Source organism: Fodinibacter luteus (genome assembly GCF_039541575.1).
Lineage (GTDB): Bacteria > Actinomycetota > Actinomycetes > Actinomycetales > Dermatophilaceae > Fodinibacter > Fodinibacter luteus.
Genome location: NZ_BAABGM010000014.1, coordinates 53,726 through 68,603, shown reverse-complemented (window position 1 = coordinate 68,603; position 14,878 = coordinate 53,726). Strand labels below are relative to the sequence as shown.

At 71.7% G+C, this 14,878-nt stretch carries 19 protein-coding genes; 18 read left to right on the top strand and 1 reads right to left on the bottom strand.

Annotated elements, in window-relative coordinates:
* The first annotated feature begins 3 nt into the window (after positions 1-3).
* The 15 genes from rplX to meaB all read left to right on the top strand — a co-directional run bounded on the left by rplX (position 4) and on the right by meaB (position 12,231).
* Complete coding sequence (gene rplX / locus ABD899_RS11365) at positions 4-348, top strand: 50S ribosomal protein L24 (protein ID WP_345205917.1); 345 nt, start codon at positions 4-6, stop codon at positions 346-348.
* A gap of 5 nt (positions 349-353) precedes the next feature.
* Positions 354-914: a 50S ribosomal protein L5 gene (gene rplE / locus ABD899_RS11360; RefSeq protein ID WP_345205914.1), complete on the top strand. Its 561-nt coding sequence runs from the start codon at positions 354-356 to the stop codon at positions 912-914.
* Between the two features lie 3 nt (positions 915-917).
* Positions 918-1,103 (top strand): type Z 30S ribosomal protein S14, encoded by a 186-nt coding sequence (locus ABD899_RS11355; RefSeq protein WP_145229691.1) that lies wholly within the window; start codon positions 918-920, stop codon positions 1,101-1,103.
* A gap of 144 nt (positions 1,104-1,247) precedes the next feature.
* Positions 1,248-1,646 (top strand): 30S ribosomal protein S8, encoded by a 399-nt coding sequence (gene rpsH, locus ABD899_RS11350; RefSeq protein ID WP_345205912.1) that lies wholly within the window; start codon positions 1,248-1,250, stop codon positions 1,644-1,646.
* Between the two features lie 12 nt (positions 1,647-1,658).
* A complete protein-coding gene (gene rplF / locus ABD899_RS11345) occupies positions 1,659-2,195 on the top strand; it encodes a 50S ribosomal protein L6 (RefSeq protein WP_345205910.1) in 537 nt (178 codons plus the stop codon).
* Positions 2,196-2,198: 3 nt separating this feature from the next.
* Positions 2,199-2,573 carry a 50S ribosomal protein L18 gene (gene rplR / locus ABD899_RS11340; RefSeq protein ID WP_345205909.1) on the top strand — a complete coding sequence of 125 codons (375 nt, stop codon included), beginning with the start codon at positions 2,199-2,201 and terminating at the stop codon, positions 2,571-2,573.
* A 46-nt stretch (positions 2,574-2,619) separates the two neighbouring features.
* Positions 2,620-3,270, top strand: a complete 651-nt coding sequence (gene rpsE, locus ABD899_RS11335; RefSeq protein ID WP_345205907.1) for a 30S ribosomal protein S5 — start codon at positions 2,620-2,622, stop codon at positions 3,268-3,270.
* Positions 3,270-3,452 carry a 50S ribosomal protein L30 gene (gene rpmD, locus ABD899_RS11330; RefSeq protein ID WP_345206138.1) on the top strand — a complete coding sequence of 61 codons (183 nt, stop codon included), beginning with the start codon at positions 3,270-3,272 and terminating at the stop codon, positions 3,450-3,452. The genes rpsE and rpmD overlap by 1 nt, the downstream gene beginning before the upstream one ends.
* Positions 3,453-3,454: 2 nt before the next feature.
* Entirely contained in the window at positions 3,455-3,940 is a 486-nt protein-coding gene (gene rplO / locus ABD899_RS11325; protein WP_345205905.1) for a 50S ribosomal protein L15, read from the top strand.
* Positions 3,941-4,111: 171 nt separating this feature from the next.
* On the top strand, positions 4,112-5,425 hold the full coding sequence (gene secY, locus ABD899_RS11320; protein ID WP_345205902.1) for a preprotein translocase subunit SecY: 1,314 nt from the start codon (positions 4,112-4,114) through the stop codon (positions 5,423-5,425).
* On the top strand, positions 5,425-5,985 hold the full coding sequence (locus tag ABD899_RS11315) for an adenylate kinase (RefSeq protein ID WP_345205899.1): 561 nt from the start codon (positions 5,425-5,427) through the stop codon (positions 5,983-5,985). Before secY ends, ABD899_RS11315 begins: the two co-directional genes overlap by 1 nt.
* A gap of 127 nt (positions 5,986-6,112) precedes the next feature.
* Positions 6,113-6,967 (top strand): type I methionyl aminopeptidase, encoded by an 855-nt coding sequence (gene map / locus ABD899_RS11310; protein WP_345205897.1) that lies wholly within the window; start codon positions 6,113-6,115, stop codon positions 6,965-6,967.
* A gap of 235 nt (positions 6,968-7,202) precedes the next feature.
* On the top strand, positions 7,203-9,080 hold the full coding sequence (locus ABD899_RS11305; RefSeq protein ID WP_345205894.1) for a methylmalonyl-CoA mutase subunit beta: 1,878 nt from the start codon (positions 7,203-7,205) through the stop codon (positions 9,078-9,080).
* The gene (gene scpA / locus ABD899_RS11300) at positions 9,077-11,233 is read left to right on the top strand and encodes a methylmalonyl-CoA mutase (protein ID WP_345205892.1); all 2,157 of its coding nucleotides are present in this window, start codon (positions 9,077-9,079) and stop codon (positions 11,231-11,233) included. Before ABD899_RS11305 ends, scpA begins: the two co-directional genes overlap by 4 nt.
* Positions 11,230-12,231, top strand: a complete 1,002-nt coding sequence (gene meaB / locus ABD899_RS11295) for a methylmalonyl Co-A mutase-associated GTPase MeaB (RefSeq protein ID WP_345205889.1) — start codon at positions 11,230-11,232, stop codon at positions 12,229-12,231. Before scpA ends, meaB begins: the two co-directional genes overlap by 4 nt.
* Here the strand turns inward: meaB and ABD899_RS11290 are convergent.
* Complete coding sequence (locus ABD899_RS11290) at positions 12,212-13,660, bottom strand: CPBP family glutamic-type intramembrane protease (RefSeq protein WP_345205886.1); 1,449 nt, start codon at positions 13,658-13,660, stop codon at positions 12,212-12,214. The two genes, meaB and ABD899_RS11290, sit on opposite strands and share 20 nt — an antisense overlap.
* Positions 13,661-13,895: 235 nt before the next feature.
* Between ABD899_RS11290 and infA the strand changes: the two genes are divergently transcribed.
* The 3 genes from infA to rpsM all read left to right on the top strand — a co-directional run bounded on the left by infA (position 13,896) and on the right by rpsM (position 14,873).
* Entirely contained in the window at positions 13,896-14,117 is a 222-nt protein-coding gene (gene infA, locus ABD899_RS11285) for a translation initiation factor IF-1 (protein ID WP_006946284.1), read from the top strand.
* 32 nt (positions 14,118-14,149) lie between these two features.
* Complete coding sequence (gene rpmJ / locus ABD899_RS11280) at positions 14,150-14,263, top strand: 50S ribosomal protein L36 (RefSeq protein WP_006592630.1); 114 nt, start codon at positions 14,150-14,152, stop codon at positions 14,261-14,263.
* Positions 14,264-14,495: 232 nt separating this feature from the next.
* Entirely contained in the window at positions 14,496-14,873 is a 378-nt protein-coding gene (gene rpsM / locus ABD899_RS11275; protein WP_345205883.1) for a 30S ribosomal protein S13, read from the top strand.
* The last annotated feature ends 5 nt before the right edge of the window (positions 14,874-14,878 follow it).

The window sequence follows — 14,878 nt, the reverse complement described above, 5'->3', positions numbered from 1 at the left end:
GCCATGGCGATGAAGATCAAGAAGGGCGACACCGTCCAGGTGCTCGCCGGCAAGGACAAGGGCGCCACCGGCAAGGTCATCGCGGTGAACCGGGAGACCAACCGGGTGACCGTCGAGGGCGTCAACCGGGTGACCCGCCACACCAAGGCCGGCCAGTCCGCCCGTGGCAGCCGCACCGGTGGCCTCGTCGTCCAGGAGTCCCCGATCCACGTGAGCAACGTCGCGGTCGTCGACCCCTCCGACAAGAAGCCCACCCGGATCAAGACCCGCGTCGAGACCGTCGAGCGTGACGGCCGCCAGAAGGCGAGCCGTGTCCGCGTCGGCGTGCGCTCGGGCAAGGACCTGTGAGAGACATGGCAGACACCGCAACCCAGCCCCGCCTCAAGGCGCGCTACCAGGACGAGATCAAGGACGCCCTGCGCGAGCAGTTCGGCTTCGCGAACGTCATGCAGATCCCCGGCGTCGTCAAGGTCGTCGTCAACATGGGTGTCGGCGACGCCGCGAAGGACAGCAAGCTCATCGAGGGTGCCGTCCGCGACCTCACCGCGATCACCGGCCAGAAGCCGGTCGTGACCAAGGCCCGCAAGTCGATCGCCCAGTTCAAGCTGCGTGAGGGCATGCCGATCGGCGCGCACACGACGCTGCGTGGCGACCGCATGTGGGAGTTCCTCGACCGGCTCGTGAGCACGGCCCTGCCGCGCATCCGCGACTTCCGTGGCCTGTCGCCGCGGCAGTTCGACGGCCGGGGCAACTACACCTTCGGCCTCACCGAGCAGTCGATGTTCCACGAGATCGACCAGGACCGGATCGACCGGGTCCGCGGCATGGACATCACGGTCGTGACGACCGCGACGAACGACGACGAGGGACGTGCGCTGCTCAAGGCGCTCGGCTTCCCGTTCAAGGAGAACTGAGCTATGGCCAAGACTGCCCTTGTCAACAAGGCGAACAAGAAGCCGAAGTTCGCGGTCCGCGGCTACACCCGCTGCCAGCGCTGCGGCCGCCCGCACTCGGTCTACCGCAAGTTCGGCCTGTGCCGGATCTGCCTGCGGGAGATGGCCCACCGCGGGGAGCTCCCCGGAGTGACCAAGTCCAGCTGGTGACACCCGGGTATGCCGGTCGGTCACCGACCGGACGTACCCACCCCGCCGCAGCCCGCGGCATACCCATGAACCAGACCATCTACATCGCAGGTCCGCCGAGTGCTGCTCGGAGGAAACCGTGGTGAGAGAGGGCGGAGAAGCCCAATGACCATGACCGACCCGATCGCGGACATGTTGACCCGCGTCCGCAACGCCAACTCGGCGCACAAGGACGCAGTCTCCATGCCGTTCTCGAAGCTGAAGAGCCACATCGCCGAGATCCTCGAGGCCGAGGGCTACATCGCCGGCTGGACCGTCGAGGACGCCGAGGTGGGCAAGACGCTCACCATCAACCTCAAGTACGGCCCGAACCGGGAGCGCTCCATCGCCGGTGTGCGCCGCGTGTCCAAGCCGGGCCTGCGCGTGTACGCCAAGTCCACCAACCTGCCGAAGGTGCTCGGTGGCCTGGGTGTCGCGATCATCTCGACGTCGTCCGGCCTGCTCACCGACAAGCAGGCCGCCAACAAGGGTGTGGGTGGGGAAGTCCTCGCCTACATCTGGTAAGGGGTCACCGACATGTCACGCATCGGACGTCTCCCCGTCACCGTCCCCTCCGGTGTCGACATCGCCATCGAGGGCCAGACCGTCACGGTCAAGGGCCCCAAGGGCGAGCTCAGCCACGTCGTGGCCGAGCCGATCACCGTCGAGCGCAGCGACGCCACTCTCGAGGTCAAGCGACCCGACGACGGGCGCACCGCTCGCTCGCTGCACGGCCTGACCCGCTCGCTCATCAACAACATGGTGCTCGGCGTCACCGAGGGCTACGAGAAGAAGCTCGAGATCCACGGCACCGGGTACCGCGTGCTGGCCAAGGGCTCCAACCTCGAGTTCGCCCTCGGCTACTCGCACCCCATCACCGTCGAGCCCCCGGCCGGCATCACCTTCGTGGTGGAGAACCAGACCCGGTTCGCGGTCCAGGGCATCGACAAGCAGCTCGTCGGCGAGGTCGCCGCGAACATCCGCAAGCTCCGCAAGCCCGACCCGTACAAGGGCAAGGGCGTCCGCTACGCGGGCGAGCAGATCCGCCGCAAGGTCGGAAAGGCTGGTAAGTAAGCCATGGCACTGATCGTGAAGCGCGCCAAGGGCAAGAGCGCCGCACGCGGCCGCCGCCACTTCCGCGTCCGCAAGGTCGTCACCGGCACCGCCGGTCGTCCCCGCCTCGTCGTGTCGCGGTCCGCGCGCCACGTCTTCGTCCAGGTCGTCGACGACACCGTGGGCCGGACCCTGGCCTCCGCCTCCACGATGGAGGCCGACGTGCGCACGCTCGAGGGCGACAAGACCGCCAAGGCCAAGAAGGTCGGCGAGCTCGTCGCCGAGCGCGCCAAGTCGGCCGGCGTCGAGGCCGTCGTCTTCGACCGGGGCGGCAACAAGTACCACGGTCGCGTCGCCGCCATCGCCGACGGCGCCCGGGAAGGCGGGTTGTCGCTGTGACGACGTCGAAGCAGACCACCACCGTTGTTGAGATGAGGAACATCTGATGCCAGGACCCCAGCGTCGAGGCACCGGGCCCGCCACCGCGGAGCGCGGTGGCCGCGAGGGCCGAGGCGACCGTCGTGACGGCGGACGCGGCGGCCGTGACTCCCGCGATGCCGAGAAGAGCGCCTACATCGAGCGCGTCGTGACCATCAACCGCGTCGCCAAGGTCGTCAAGGGTGGCCGCCGGTTCAGCTTCACCGCGCTCGTCGTCGTCGGTGACGGCGACGGCACCGTCGGTGTCGGCTACGGCAAGGCCAAGGAGGTGCCCGCGGCGATTGCCAAGGGTGTCGAGGAGGCCAAGAAGCAGTTCTTCAAGGTCCCCCGCATCCAGGGCACCATCCCGCACCCCGTCCAGGGCGAGGCCGCCGCGGGTGTCGTCATGCTCCGCCCCGCCAGCCCCGGTACCGGTGTCATCGCCGGTGGCCCGGTCCGCGCGGTGCTCGAGTGCGCCGGCATCCACGACGTGCTGTCCAAGAGCCTTGGATCGGACAACGCGATCAACATCGTCCACGCGACGGTGCAGGCCCTCAAGGGCCTGGAGCGTCCCGAGGCCGTCGCGGCCCGCCGCGGCCTGCCCGTGGACCAGGTCGCCCCCGCCGCGATGCTGCGTGCCCAGGCCGCCGGCATCGCCGAGGCGAAGGCCGGTGCATGATGGCGCGGCTGAAGGTGACCCAGACCCGTTCGGAGATCGGTGGCAAGCAGAACCAGCGTGACACGCTGCGCAGCCTCGGTCTGAAGCGCATCGGCGACGTCGTCGTCAAGGAGGACCGTCCCGAGATCCGCGGGATGGTCAGGACGGTGACCCACCTGGTGGCCGTCGAGGAGGTTGAGTGAGCATGGCTGACACCACGAAGGCCGCCAAGGCCGCATCGGGTGCGTCCGCACTGAAGGTGCACCACCTTCGCCCCGCCCCGGGCGCCCGGACCGCCAAGGTCCGCGTCGGTCGCGGTGAGGGTGGCAAGCGCGGCAAGACCGCCGGTCGCGGTACCAAGGGCACCAAGGCCCGGTACCAGGTGCCGGAGGGCTTCCAGGGTGGCACCACCCCGCTGCACATGCGGTTCCCGAAGCTGCGTGGCTTCAAGAACCCGTTCAGGACCGAGTACCAGGTCGTGAACCTCGACAGGATCAGCGCGCTCTACCCCGAGGGTGGCGACGTGAGCATCGAGGACCTCGTCGCCAAGGGCGCGGTCCGCGGTGGCCGGCTCGTCAAGGTGCTCGGCAGCGGCGAGATCACGGTGGCCGTCCACGTCACGGCCAACGCGTTCTCCGGCAGCGCCAAGGAGAAGATCGAGGCGGCGGGCGGCTCGGCGACGACCGCCTGACCCCTCCTCATGACCGGATGCCGCAGGGCAGGCTCCCGAGGTTCCTCGGGAACCAGCCCCGCGGCATCCGGCGTTTCGCCCTCGATGCCGGGTCCCCCGGTGTCGGCGGGTATCTTGTGACGGATTGTTGACGACGCGGCCACCACACCCGGCCGCACCACTGGAGGACCTGTGCTCACCGCTTTCGGCCGCGCGTTCAAGACGCCCGACCTGCGCAGGAAGATTCTGTTCACGCTGTCGATCATCGCGATCTACCGGCTGGGGGCCCACGTTCCGACCCCCGGCGTGAGCTACCCGCTCGTGCAGCAGTGCATCAGCGGCGCGGCGGACACCAACGGCCTGCTCGGGCTCGTCAACCTCTTCAGTGGCGGTGCGCTGCTCCAGCTGTCGATCTTCGCGCTGGGGATCATGCCGTACATCACGGCGAGCATCATCGTGCAGCTGCTCACGGTCGTCATCCCCCGCTTCGAGGCGCTGAAGAAGGAGGGCCAGGCCGGTCAGGCGAAGATGACGCAGTACACGCGCTACCTGACGATCGCCCTCGCGGTGCTGCAGTCCTCGACGCTCATCACCTTCGCCCAGAACCCGCAGTCGCTGTTCAACAACCCGGCCTGCACGAACATCCTGAGCGACGACTCGGTCGTCACGATCCTCATCATGGTGCTCACGATGACCGCCGGTACCGGGATGGTCATGTGGCTCGGTGAGCTCATCACCGACAAGGGCATCGGCAACGGCATGTCGCTGCTCATCTTCACCTCGATCGCCGCGGGGTTCCCGAGCTCGCTGTGGGCCATCCAGCAGCGGTCCGGCTGGACGGTCTTCCTCGGCATCATCCTCATGGGCTTCGTCGTCATCGCCCTCGTCGTCTTCGTCGAGCAGAGCCAGCGGCGCATCCCGGTCCAGTACGCCAAGCGCATGGTGGGCCGGCGGGTGTACGGCGGCACGTCGACGTACATCCCGCTCAAGGTCAACATGGCGGGCGTCATCCCCGTCATCTTCGCGAGCTCGCTCATGTCGCTGCCGATGCTCCTCGCCCAGTTCAACCAGCGGGCCGACGGCAACAACCCCGGGTGGGTCGACTGGATCAACACCAACCTCGTGAGCGGCGGCGAGCCCATCTACATGGCGCTCTACACCGGGCTCATCCTCTTCTTCACGTTCTTCTACGTGTCCATCACGTTCAACCCGACCGAGGTCGCCGACAACATGAAGAAGTACGGCGGCTTCATCCCGGGTATTCGCGCCGGGCGACCCACGGCCGAGTACCTCAACTACGTCCTCACCAGGATCACGGTGCCGGGCGCGATCTACCTCGCGCTCATCTCGCTCATCCCGCTCATCGCGCTGGTCCTCGTCGACGCGAACCAGAACTTCCCCTTCGGCGGTACCTCGATCCTCATCATCGTGGGTGTCGGCCTGGAGACGGTGAAGCAGATCGAGGCCCAGCTCCAGCAGCGGCACTACGAAGGGTTCCTTCGCTGATGCGTCTTCTCATCCTCGGACCGCCCGGAGCCGGCAAGGGCACCCAGGCGGCCCGGATCGCCGAGCACCTCGGCATCCCCGCCATCTCCACCGGCGACATCTTCCGCGCGAACATCAAGAACGAGACCGCGCTCGGCCTGCAGGTCAAGGCGATCCTCGCCTCGGGCGGCTACGTCAGCGACGAGGTGACCAACGCCGTCGTCGAGGACCGTCTCGCCCAGGACGACTGTGCACGGGGTTTCCTCCTCGACGGCTACCCGCGCACCCTCGCCCAGGTCGAGGCCCTCGACGCGATGCTCGCGGCGCACGGGTCGGCGCTCGACCACGTCCTCGAGCTCACCGTCGACGAGGATGCCGTCGTCGGCCGCCTCCTCAAGCGCGCTGAGCTCGAGGGGCGTGCCGACGACACCGAGGAGGTCATCCGCGAGCGGATGGCGATCTACCACCGCGAGACCAAGCCGCTGTCGGACACCTACCGCGAGCGCGGGCTGCTCGTCGAGGTCGACGGGCTCGGTGAGGTCGACGAGGTGACGACGCGGGTGCTCGCGGCCCTCGCCTGAGCGCGGCCCCTCCCCGACGAGGGCAGAGAACACGCCGCTCGCCCTCCGGGGGAGCGGCGTGTTCTCTCCGCTCCACGGGGCCGGGGGGTGTGGGGGCCGGGCTCGGGCGCGGGTAGGGTTCCGCGGCATGGGCCTGTTCACCCGTGACCGCTGCGAGGGCAAGACCCCCGAGCAGCTCGCCGGCATGCGCACGGCGGGGCTCCTCGTCGCCCGCACCCTCGAGCTGCTCACGGCCTCGGTGCGCCCCGGGATGACGACCCTCGAGCTCGACACCCTCGCCGAGACCCATATCCGCGACCACGGCGGCATCCCGAACTTCCAGCTCGTCCCGGGCTACGAGCACACCCTGTGCACCTCGGTCAACGAGGAGATCGTCCACGGCATCCCGGGGCAGCGCGTGCTGCGCGAGGGCGACCTGCTCTCCGTCGACTGCGGCGCCCAGGTCGGCCTGTGGAACGGCGACGCGGCCGTCAGCCTCGTCGTGGGCGGCCCGGAGGCCGGCCGACCGCGCGACGTCGCGCTCGTCGAGGACACCGAGGCGTCGCTGTGGGCCGGCATCGCCGCCCTGCGGGTCGGCGAGAGCCTGTATGCCGTCGGCGCGGCGGTCGAGGACAGCCTCACCGCGTCGGGACGGCGGCGCGGCTGGGAGTACGGCATCGTCGAGGACTACGTCGGCCACGGCATCGGCACGTCGATGCACATGGACCCGCAGGTCCCGAACTACCGGGTGTCCGGGAAGGGCCCCCGGGTCGTCGAGGGCACGACGATCTGCATCGAGCCGATGGTCGTCCTCGGCGACCAGGACAACGACGTCCTCGACGACGAGTGGACCGTCGTGACCCGTGACCGCTCGCACGCGGCGCACTGGGAGCACTCGGTCGCGGCCACGGCGCAGGGTCTCACCGTGCTCACGGCGCTCGACGGCGGCGCCGCCGGGCTCGCCTCGCTCGGCGTGGCCCACCACCCGATCGACCCCGCCTGAGCCCGGCCTGACCTCCTCCGTTCAACGAGCGCCTCGGCCCTCCTGCCGCAGGCGCTGCCCGTGTGCGGCATCTCTCGCCGGGTGCCCACCGGGGCCGCACTAGGGTGGACGGGCAGGCTCCCGCGGGGGCCCGCCCCACCGGCTCATGGCCCCACCGGCCGCCCGGAGCGGTCGGGTGCGTCACCGGGGCGGCCGGACCGGCGCCGCCGCCGGACGCCCGCGGAAAGGGAGCTCGATGACCGACGCGTCGCTCGCCCCGGAGACCACGCCCCCCGACACCTTCGCCCTCGCGGCCGGGTTCCCCGAGCAGGGCCGCGAGGACTGGCAACGGCTCGTCGCCGCCGTCCTGAACAAGGGCCGTGCGGCCGACGCGCACCTCGACGGTCCGGCCGCCGAGCAGGCGCTGCGCCGCCGCCTCGAGGGCGGCATCGAGGTCGACGCGCTCTACCTCGCCGGCGACCGCCCGCTCGGCCTGCCCGGCGCGATGCCGTTCACCCGCGGCCGGGCCGTGCGCGACCCCGCGCTGCCGTGGGACGTCCGCCAGCTGCACGACGACCCCGACGCCGCCGTGACCCGCGCCGCAGTCCTCGACGACCTCGAGCACGGGGTCACGTCCGTCTGGGTGCACCTCGGCGACGACGGCCTCGCGGTGGCCGACCTGCCCGAGGCGCTCGCCGAGGTGCGGCTCGACCTCGCCCCGGTCGTCGTGTCCTCGTTCACGCACCAGGCCGAGGCCGCCCGCGCGCTCCTCGCCCACGTGGGCGACCGCCCGTCGGCCGGCGGGAACCTCGGCCTCGACCCCGTCGGGGCCGCGGCCCGGCTCGGGCGGACCCCCGACCTCGGCGCCCTCGCCGACCTCGTGCGCGCCTGCGCGGGTCGCGACGGCTGGCGCGCCGTCACGGTCGACGCGCGGGTGCTCCACGACGCCGGGGCGAGCGACGTCGACGCCCTCGCCGTCGCCGTCGCCACGGGGGTCGAGTACCTGCGCCACCTCGAGGCGGCCGGCATCGCGCCCACCGAGGCGTTCGGGCAGGTGGAGTTCCGGGTGGGAGCCACCGCCGACCAGTTCCTCACCGCGGCGGGGCTGCGGGCGCTGCGCCGGGTCTGGGCGCGCGTCGGCGAGGCGTGCGGCGTGCCGGAGGAGCAGCGCGGGGCGCGCACCCACCTCGTGACGAGCCTGCGGATGTTCACCCGCGACGACCCGTGGGTCAACGTGCTGCGCAGCACCCTCGCGGCCTTCGGGGCCTCGGTCGGCGGGGCCGACGCCGTCAGCGTGCTGCCCTACGACACGGTGCTCGGGCTGCCCGAGCGGTTCGGCCGCCGCCTCGCCCGCAACACCCAGATCCTGCTCGCCGACGAGTCGAACGTCGGCCGCGTCACCGACCCCGGTGGCGGCTCGTGGTACCTCGAGTCGCTCACCGACGACGTCGCGGATGCCGTGTGGTCGCGCTTCCAGGAGGTCGAGCGCGCCGGCGGCGCGGTGCGGGCGCTCACCGACGGGCTGCTCGCGACCTGGGTCGCCGGGGCCGTCGCCGCCCGCGACGACGAGCTGGCGACCCGACGCCGTCCCCTGACCGGGGTGTCGATGTTCCCGCTCACCGAGGAGGCCGTGGCGACCCGCCGGGCCCGGGTCGAGCCGCCGGCCACGGACGGCGCCCTCACCCCGCGCCGCGACGCCACGGCATACGAGCGGCTGCGCGACCGGGCCCGCGCCCTGGCGAACCCGGCCGTCGTCGTGCGCACGCTCGGGACCCGCCGCGAGTTCGGCGCCCGGCAGGCGTTCGTCACCAACCTCCTCGCCGCGGGCGGCGTCACGACCGTCGACGAGGGCGCGCCCGTGGCCGTCATCGCGTCGAACCGGGCCGGCTACGCCGAGCACGGCGCGGCCGCCGTGGCCGAGCTGCGCGCCGCCGGGGCACAGCGGGTCCTCGTCGCGGGGCGCGCCGGCGAGCTCGGCGAGGACGCCGGCCTCGTCGACGGCGAGGTGCGGGACGGGATGGACGTCGTCGCGTTCCTCGACGACCTGCTCGACCGGCTCGGGGCACCCCCGGGCGGCCCGGCATCCCCCGCCACGGCACCGACCGCCCCGACGACGACGGAGGGTCCGCGATGAGCACCGTCCCCGACTTCACCGGCCTCGACCTCGGCGACGGCCGCCCCGCCGGCCCGGCGGCACCACCCGACGGCGAGCCGTGGCTCACCCCCGAGCAGATCCCCGTCAAGCCGATCTACACGGGGGCCGACCTCTCCGGCCTCGACTTCCTGCACACCGTGCCCGGCGCCCCGCCGTACCTGCGGGGCCCGTACCCGACGATGTACACGACCCAGCCGTGGACGATCCGCCAGTACGCCGGCTTCTCCACGGCCGAGGAGTCCAACGCGTTCTACCGGCGCAACCTCGCCGCCGGGCAGAAGGGCCTGTCGGTGGCGTTCGACCTCGCGACCCACCGCGGCTACGACTCCGACCACCCCCGTGTCACCGGCGACGTCGGGATGGCGGGCGTGGCGATCGACTCGATCTACGACATGCGCACCCTCTTCGACCGCATCCCGCTCGACCAGATGTCGGTGTCGATGACGATGAACGGTGCGGTCATCCCCATCCTCGCGCTCTTCGTCGTGGCCGCGGAGGAGCAGGGGGTCGCGCCCGAGCGGCTCACGGGGACCATCCAGAACGACATCCTCAAGGAGTTCATGGTCCGCAACACCTACATCTACCCGCCCGAGCCGTCGATGCGGATCATCAGCGACATCTTCGCCTTCACGAGCCAGCGGATGCCGCGGTTCAACTCGATCTCGATCTCCGGGTACCACATGCAGGAGGCCGGGGCCACGCAGGACCTCGAGCTCGCCTACACCCTCGCCGACGGCGTCGAGTACATCCGGGCGGGGAAGGCGGTCGGCCTCGACGTCGACGCCTTCGCCCCGCGCCTGTCCTTCTTCTGGGCCATCGGGATGAACTTCTTCATGGAGGTCGCGAAGATGCGGGCCGCCCGCCTGCTCTGGGCCCGCCTCGTGCGTGACCAGGGGGCGACGAACCCGAAGTCGCTGTCGCTGCGCACCCACAGCCAGACGTCGGGCTGGTCGCTCACCGCGCAGGACGTCTTCAACAACGTCGTGCGCACCTGCGTCGAGGCGATGGCGTCCACCCAGGGGCACACCCAGAGCCTGCACACGAACGCCCTCGACGAGGCGATCGCCCTGCCGACCGACTTCTCGGCCCGCATCGCGCGCAACACCCAGCTCGTCCTGCAGCAGGAGTCCGGCACGACCCGGGTCATCGACCCGTGGGCGGGCTCGGCCTACGTCGAGCGGCTCACCCACGACCTCGCCCGCCGGGCGTGGCAGCACATCGAGGAGGTCGAGGCCGCCGGCGGCATGGCGAAGGCGATCGAGGCCGGCATCCCGAAGATGCGCATCGAGGAGGCCGCGGCACGCACCCAGGCCCGCATCGACTCCGGGCAACAGCCCGTCATCGGCGTCAACCGCTACCCGGTCGACGAGGACGAGGCCATCGAGGTGCTCAAGGTCGACAACGCCGCCGTCCGGGCGAGCCAGCTGGCCAAGCTCGAGCGCCTGCGCACCGAGCGCGACGAGGCGAAGACCCGCGCCGCGCTCGCGAGGATGACGGATGCCGCGCGGTCCGGCTCCGACGGGAACCTCGGCACGAACCTGCTCGCCCTCGCCATCGACGCCGCCCGCGCCATGGCCACCGTCGGCGAGATGTCGGCCGCGATGGAGGAGGTCTTCGGCCGGTACACCGCGCAGATCCGTACGATCGGGGGCGTGTACAGCGCGGAGGCGGGGGAGGACGAGACCGTGCGGCACGCCCAGCGGCTCGTCGAGGAGTTCGAGCACGAGCAGGGCCGACGGCCGCGGATCCTCGTCGCGAAGATGGGCCAGGACGGTCACGACCGTGGCCAGAAGGTCATCGCGACCGCGTTCGCCGACCTCGGCTTCGACGTCGACGTCGGCCCGCTGTTCCAGACCCCGGCCGAGGTGGCCCGCCAGGCCGTCGAGGCCGACGTCCACGTCGTCGGGGTCAGCTCGCTCGCGGCGGGGCACCTCACCCTCGTGCCTGCCCTGCGCCAGGAGCTCGACGCGCTCGGGCGAAGCGACCTCATGATCGTCGTCGGCGGGGTCATCCCGCCCCAGGACTTCGAGGCGCTGCGGGCCGCCGGCGCCGACGCGATCTACCCACCGGGCACCGTCATCAGCCGGGCGGCGGTCGACCTCGTCGGCGAGCTGCGCGAGCGGCTCGGGTGAGGCCGGTCGACGTCGCGGACCTCGCCGCGGGCGTGCGCGACGGCTCGCGCCAGCACGTGGCGCGGGCCATCACCCTGCTGGAGTCCTCGCGTCCCGACCACCGGGAGCAGGCCGCCGAGCTGCTCATCGCGATCGCCGACGCCACTGGCGGTGCGGTGCGGGTCGGCATCAGCGGCGTGCCCGGCGCCGGGAAGTCGACCTTCATCGACGCCATGGGATGCCGTCTCGTCGACCGGGGCAGCCGGGTCGCCGTCGTCGCGGTCGACCCGAGCTCGCGGCGCACGGGGGGTTCGATCCTCGGCGACCGCACGCGGATGGCCGCGCTCGCGGCGCGCGAGGAGGCCTTCGTGCGGCCGAGCCCGTCGGGCCGCCACCTCGGGGGCGTCGCCCGGGCGACGCGCGAGTCGATGCTCGTGCTCGAGGCCGCCGGCTACGACGTCGTCATCGTCGAGACCGTGGGGGTGGGCCAGAACGAGATCGCGGTCTCGGAGATGGTCGACACCTTCCTCCTGCTCACCCTGGCCCGCGCCGGCGACCAGCTCCAGGGCATCAAGCGCGGCATCCTCGAGCTCGCCGACGTCATCGCCGTCAACAAGGCGGACGGCGACGGCGAGGCGCCCGCCCGGGTCGCCGCCCGGGAGCTCGCGGGGGCGATGCGGCTCATGATGCCGGGGCCGTCGGTGCGGCGGCCCCCCGTGCTCACCTGCTCGGCGATCACCGGCGCCGGCCTCGACGAGGTGTGGGCCGCGGTCCTCGAGCACCGCGAGCACCTCGAGTCGCAGGGGTCCCTCGAGGCGCGCCGGGCCCGTCAGCAGCAGGACTGGATGTGGGCGATGGTCGACGCCCACCTCCAGGACGCCGTGCGGGACAGCCCCTCGGTGCACGACCGCCATGCCGACATCGAGCGGGCCGTCCGCGCGGGCGAGCTGAGCGCGGTCGACGGCTGCGCCCGCATCCTCGAGCTCTTCGCCGCCGACCTCACCCGAGCGCGGGGGTGAACCGGCCGGCCGGGGCGATGCCTCGACGCCGGGCGAGCCACAGCAGCAGCGCCGTCGTCGCCCCCGTGACGACGAGGGTCATGGTCGCGGAGACCGGCGACCCGGCGCTCGACGCGTCGACGTAGGACTCCTCGAGACCGCCGAGCAGGGCGCCCGAGACGGTGATGAGCAGGTTGTTGACGACGTGGATGACGATGACCGCCTCGAGCCCACCGGTGCGCCACGCGAGGTAGCAGCCGAACGCCGCCAGCGAGCCGAGCTCGACGAGGATCCACGGGTCCGCGGAGCCGTGGGCGGCGGCGAACGCCGCGGTCGACAGCACCGTCGTGACGAGCAGGGCGACGACGGGGGACCGGAACCACGAGCCGACGCTCTGGACGAGGCCGCCCCGGAAGGCGATCTCCTCGCCCGCCGCCTGGAGCGGGGTCGTGAGCAGGCTGACCGCGACGAGCCCGACCCACTGCTCGGCCCGGGGGAGGACCTCCTGGCCGAGGACGACCCAGCCGAGCACGAGGTAGGCGGCCCAGATCGGGGTCACGACGGCGGTGCACCTGAGCGCCCAGCCCCAGCGGAAGCGACCGGCCACCGACAGCACCCGCCACGGGCTGCGCCGGTGGCCCACCCACAGGGCGAGGAAGGTGGCCGGGATGAGCGCCGCGAGGACGAGGTTGCCGTAGAGCGTCCCCCACGCGTCGGTGCCCAGCTCGTCGACCGTGGCGGGCATGAGGTCGGCCGCCCAGAACGCGACGGTGACGACGGCAGCGAGCGCGACCCAGGCGAGGAGACCGACGACGCCGGCGACGAGCGGTCGCCACCAGCGGTGCCGGGGTCCGCGCATCTGGTGGACGTAGGGGCGCGGCTGCGCCTCTGCCGCCGCCATCGCCGTCGCCCGGGCCCGGTCCTCCTCCGACCACTCACGGTACCGCGCCCGGGTGCGGGCGGCCTCGACGAAGGCGGTGAGCGCCGGGTGCGGGCCGGGCCACGGGCGGAACCGGGTCAGGACGAGGAACGGGTGGGTCGGCAGCCCGAGCGAGAGCGGCTCGCCGTCATTCGTGGTGTCGTGCACGACCCAGCCGCGCTGGCCGAGGGCCCCCGCGAGGGCGGGGGTCAGGGTGGGCGCGACCTCGGCGCCGAGGTCGGTGCGGGCCGCCTCGACGAGCCCGGTGTCGAACCCCGCGCCCGAGGCGAGCACGGGCACGCCGTGGGTGCGGGCCCACCGCACCGCTGCGAGCGCGGCCGCACCGTCCGGGCCGCCCGGCCCCGAGCAGACCCACACCCCGTCGAGCCCGGACAGGTCGGTGAGCGCGGGGGACGACGGGGGCAGGACCCACGAGGCGACGTCGCCCCCGAGAGCCGCGCGCACGGCATCCGGGTCGGGGACGCCCGACGGGTCGGCGGGGTCGACGACGACGGCGATGCGCACGCTCATGGGGCCATCCTCGCCCGTGGCGGCACGGCCCCGTGAGGCGGTGCCACCCCGACCCGGCCTCGTGGCGCGGGACCGAGGGCCGCGGATTTCGTGCTCGGGCGCCCAGTCGGTAGCATTGAACGTCGGTCACGTGTGCGTTCGAGCATGGGTGCAACCCTGCAAGAGCAGCACGGGGCCGATTTCCATGGGCGGATCGACACGACGAAAGAGTCGCCCAACGGCGGATTGAGAGGGTATGGCCAAGAAGGACGGCGTCATCGAGATCGAGGGCACGATCGTCGAGGCACTCCCGAACGCGATGTTCCGGGTTGAGCTCACGAACGGTCACAAGGTCCTCGCGCACATCTCCGGGAAGATGCGCCAGCACTACATCCGGATCCTCCCGGAGGACCGCGTGGTGGTGGAGCTCAGCCCCTACGACCTGACCCGCGGCCGCATCGTCTTCCGCTACCGCTAACACACACGCATCGACGAGACAGCAAAGGCGACATGAAGGTTCAGCCGAGCGTCAAGAAGATCTGTGACAAGTGCAAGGTGATCCGCCGCAACGGGCGGGTCATGGTGATCTGCGAGAACCTGCGCCACAAGCAGCGCCAGGGCTGACGCGAGTCAGGAAGGCAGCACCGCCCCGCGAGGGGCCGCACGAGTCCACAGGGCTTCGAGCACACGCACCACGAGAAGAAGCACGCAGCACCCGACCCCCGACGGGTCACCTGGAACAGCAGGTGAGCGCGGGACGTCACCCCCGGCCCGGAGGCCGGGGACCGGACCAGGATGGGCCGGACCGGTGGCTGCACCAGACCTCCGGACCACGAGAAAAGGAAACCATCCACAGATGGCACGTCTAGTTGGAGTGGACCTCCCGCGCGACAAGCGCGTCGAGGTCGCACTGACCTACATCTTCGGAGTCGGTCGGACCAGCGCGAGCAAGGCCCTCGCGGCGACCGGCGTCAGCCCGGACACCCGCGTCAAGGACCTCGGCGACGAAGAGCTCGTCAAGCTGCGCGACTGGATCGAGGACAACCTCAAGGTCGAGGGTGACCTGCGCCGCGAGGTGCAGTCGGACATCCGCCGCAAGGTGGAGATCGGGTCGTACGAGGGCCTGCGTCACCGTCGTGGCCTGCCCGTGCGCGGTCAGCGCACGAAGACCAACGCGCGCACCCGCAAGGGCCCCAAGCGCACCGTCGCCGGCAAGAAGAAGGCCGGCAAGTAACCCCG

Coding starts and splice junctions, on each gene's coding strand:
- infA (WP_006946284.1), top strand. CDS start 13,896: ATGGCCAAGAAGGACGGCGTCATCGAGATCGAGGGCACGATCGTCGAG.
- scpA (WP_345205892.1), top strand. CDS start 9,077: ATGAGCACCGTCCCCGACTTCACCGGCCTCGACCTCGGCGACGGCCGC.
- rpsE (WP_345205907.1), top strand. CDS start 2,620: ATGCCAGGACCCCAGCGTCGAGGCACCGGGCCCGCCACCGCGGAGCGC.
- rplX (WP_345205917.1), top strand. CDS start 4: ATGGCGATGAAGATCAAGAAGGGCGACACCGTCCAGGTGCTCGCCGGC.
- rplF (WP_345205910.1), top strand. CDS start 1,659: ATGTCACGCATCGGACGTCTCCCCGTCACCGTCCCCTCCGGTGTCGAC.
- map (WP_345205897.1), top strand. CDS start 6,113: ATGGGCCTGTTCACCCGTGACCGCTGCGAGGGCAAGACCCCCGAGCAG.
- rpsM (WP_345205883.1), top strand. CDS start 14,496: ATGGCACGTCTAGTTGGAGTGGACCTCCCGCGCGACAAGCGCGTCGAG.
- ABD899_RS11355 (WP_145229691.1), top strand. CDS start 918: ATGGCCAAGACTGCCCTTGTCAACAAGGCGAACAAGAAGCCGAAGTTC.
- rpmD (WP_345206138.1), top strand. CDS start 3,270: ATGGCGCGGCTGAAGGTGACCCAGACCCGTTCGGAGATCGGTGGCAAG.
- ABD899_RS11315 (WP_345205899.1), top strand. CDS start 5,425: ATGCGTCTTCTCATCCTCGGACCGCCCGGAGCCGGCAAGGGCACCCAG.
- rplO (WP_345205905.1), top strand. CDS start 3,455: ATGGCTGACACCACGAAGGCCGCCAAGGCCGCATCGGGTGCGTCCGCA.
- rpmJ (WP_006592630.1), top strand. CDS start 14,150: ATGAAGGTTCAGCCGAGCGTCAAGAAGATCTGTGACAAGTGCAAGGTG.
- ABD899_RS11290 (WP_345205886.1), bottom strand. CDS start 13,660: ATGAGCGTGCGCATCGCCGTCGTCGTCGACCCCGCCGACCCGTCGGGC.
- rplR (WP_345205909.1), top strand. CDS start 2,199: ATGGCACTGATCGTGAAGCGCGCCAAGGGCAAGAGCGCCGCACGCGGC.
- rpsH (WP_345205912.1), top strand. CDS start 1,248: ATGACCATGACCGACCCGATCGCGGACATGTTGACCCGCGTCCGCAAC.
- ABD899_RS11305 (WP_345205894.1), top strand. CDS start 7,203: ATGACCGACGCGTCGCTCGCCCCGGAGACCACGCCCCCCGACACCTTC.
- rplE (WP_345205914.1), top strand. CDS start 354: ATGGCAGACACCGCAACCCAGCCCCGCCTCAAGGCGCGCTACCAGGAC.